Source organism: Streptomyces sp. (assembly GCF_050698815.1).
Taxonomy (GTDB): domain Bacteria; phylum Actinomycetota; class Actinomycetes; order Streptomycetales; family Streptomycetaceae; genus Streptomyces.
Map to the genome: position 1 here is coordinate 1 of NZ_JBOHCV010000288.1, position 2,280 is coordinate 2,280.

Sequence of the window (2,280 nt, forward strand, 5' to 3'; positions counted from 1 at the left end):
CGTTGGAATTGCCGGTGAGCGCACCGACCTCGACCTCCGGATGCGCGGCCAGCAGACGCAGAATCTCCCCGCCCGCATAGCCGCTCGCCCCCGCGACCGCTGCTCGCACTGCCATCGAACCCTCCTCACTGAGAGTATGACTATACGTAGCTCGGCAGTTTTATGCAATGAGCCTCAAGGGCTTCCCCTGTGACCCTCCACCCGCGGGTGACTGAGCGGGACAGTGGGCACTGAGCGCGCTCAGGCTTCCAGCCGGCGACGTCACGCCGTCAGCGCCGCCTCCACCTTCGCCAACTCCTTCTCCGGGTCGACCGTCCGGGACAGTACGTCCAGGTCGTCCCGGCCGTAGCGGGCGCTCACGTCGTCGTCCCAGCGTGCAGCGGCGGTCCGCAGCGGCTCGACGGCTTCCGCGGGGCGGCCCAGACGGTACAGAACGAGTCCGTAGTAGCCTGCGGCCTCCGTCCTGTACGCGGAGTCGCCGCCTTGTTCCCAGGCCATACGGAGAAACGGTTCCGCCTCGGCGTACGCGCCGCGCTGGGCCTTCAGTTTGCCCGCGAGCATGGCGTTGAGCGGGGACCCGTCACCGGCCGCGCGCACATACCAGCGCTCGGCCTCCTGGTGGTCCCGGTGGTGCTCGGAGAGCCACCCCATCTGGTTGCACGCGTCGTGGTGGCCCGCCTCGGCGGCCGTGCGGTGCCACTGGTCGCGCAGCGTGGGCCTGCGCAGCGCGCCGTACAGCTCTGCGAGGTCGTACGCCGCCTGTGGGTCCCCGGCCAGCGCGGCGGGTTCGATCCAGCGGACCAGGTGGCGGTCGTCCGCGCCGCCCCAGTCGCCGAGGAGCCTCCCGTAGGTGTACGAGGCGTGCACGTCCCCCGCCTCGGCTCGCTCCCGCAGCCTTGGCAGTCGGCGCAGGTCCTTGCCGGGGGCGACGGCGCCGCCCGTTCGGATCGCGGCGATCCGGGCGAGCTGCTCGACGACGTCTTCGTCGTCCTCGCCGACCTCTCGAAACCAGCGTTCTGCCTCCTCGTACCGCCGCTGCCGCTTGCACAGGAGCCCGAGGTTCCACTGGGCCGGCTGATGCCCGTGAGCGGCCGCGAGGCCGTACCAGTGCTCGGCGTCGCCGAGGTCGCCGCGCTGCTCGTGCAGGACACCGAGTGCGTACGCGGCGCCTTCGTAGCCCTCCTCGTGGGCTTGGAGCAGCAGGCCGCGGGCCTCGGGCCAGGACGCCTCGCCGCCCGTCTCCGTCAGGAACACGGCATGGTCCACGCGGGCGGAGGCGCTGACCGCGGAAGCCCTGCGGTAGTAACCGGCCGCCTCGGTCGTCAGGCCCGGGTAGTCGCGGAAGTGCTGTTCCAGAGCGCAGAGCGGGCGCAGCGCCTCGGCGGCGGCGTCCCCGTCCCCGGCGGCCTCGGCGGCATCGAGCCCCGCCGCGACGCGGTCGAAGTCCTCGCGGATCGACTCGAAGAGCTGCGCCCAGCGGAAGACCGCGATGTCGCCCAGATCGACGTCGCTCATCAGGAACTTCGCCGCCTCGTCGAGTCGCCCCTGGGCCGCGAGCAGCTTGCCGAGCTCGATCTTGCAGTCAAGGTTGCGTCCTGCCTCCCAGCCGCGGCGGAACCAATCGGCGGCCTCCGGATCACCATCCTCGCGGAGCAGTACCCCGAGTCCGTAGGCGCACCCGGCGTGCCGTTCGGCGACGGCGCGGTAGAGCGCGTCCGCGGCCTGCCGATCACCCCGGATCTTCCGGTACCGGGCAAGGGTGTAATGCGAGAAGGCGTCGCCGGCCGCCACGGCCTGCTCCCAGTACGGGATGCCTTCGTCCACGTACTTGCGCAGCACGAAGAAGTCGGTGTGCCGGCGGGCGGTCTTGGTGTCGCCGGCGCGGGCGGCGGCGACGAGCGCCTCTCCGTGGGCCTGTATGTCCTGCGTCATGATCGCATCGTGCCAGGTAGCGCCAAAAACCAGCCAGTTGGCGGCTGTTGCCGTCCGGCAAGGGCCGGTGCGCTAGGTGCTCTACTTGGGCGGGCGGGCCAACTAGAGCGCATAGTCCACCGGGACCGGCAGCCCCGGACGGCGCCCCGCCGGAACGGCATCGGAGGATCGGGCCGGTCGGTGAACCGGCGACGGGCCCACGGCGGCAGTCGGCTCCGCTCATGCGGGACGGCGAGGGCCGCGAGAACCGGGTTCCGGGCGCCGTGACCAACCAGGAACCGTGCGACGGGTCACAGTTCGCCTCAGGGGGCGCATACTGGTGACAATGACGAAGTCAGCCTTCCCCCG

Annotated in this window: 1 protein-coding gene and 1 pseudogene; both read right to left on the bottom strand. The window is 71.3% G+C overall.

Annotated elements, in window-relative coordinates:
- Positions 1-115 (bottom strand): annotated as a pseudogene (locus ACRDP3_RS10430) (N-acetyl-gamma-glutamyl-phosphate reductase); the annotation flags it as partial.
- Positions 116-261: 146 nt separating this feature from the next.
- A complete protein-coding gene (locus tag ACRDP3_RS10435; protein ID WP_431516591.1) occupies positions 262-1,932 on the bottom strand; it encodes a sel1 repeat family protein in 1,671 nt (556 codons plus the stop codon).
- Between the last annotated feature and the right edge of the window lie 348 nt (positions 1,933-2,280).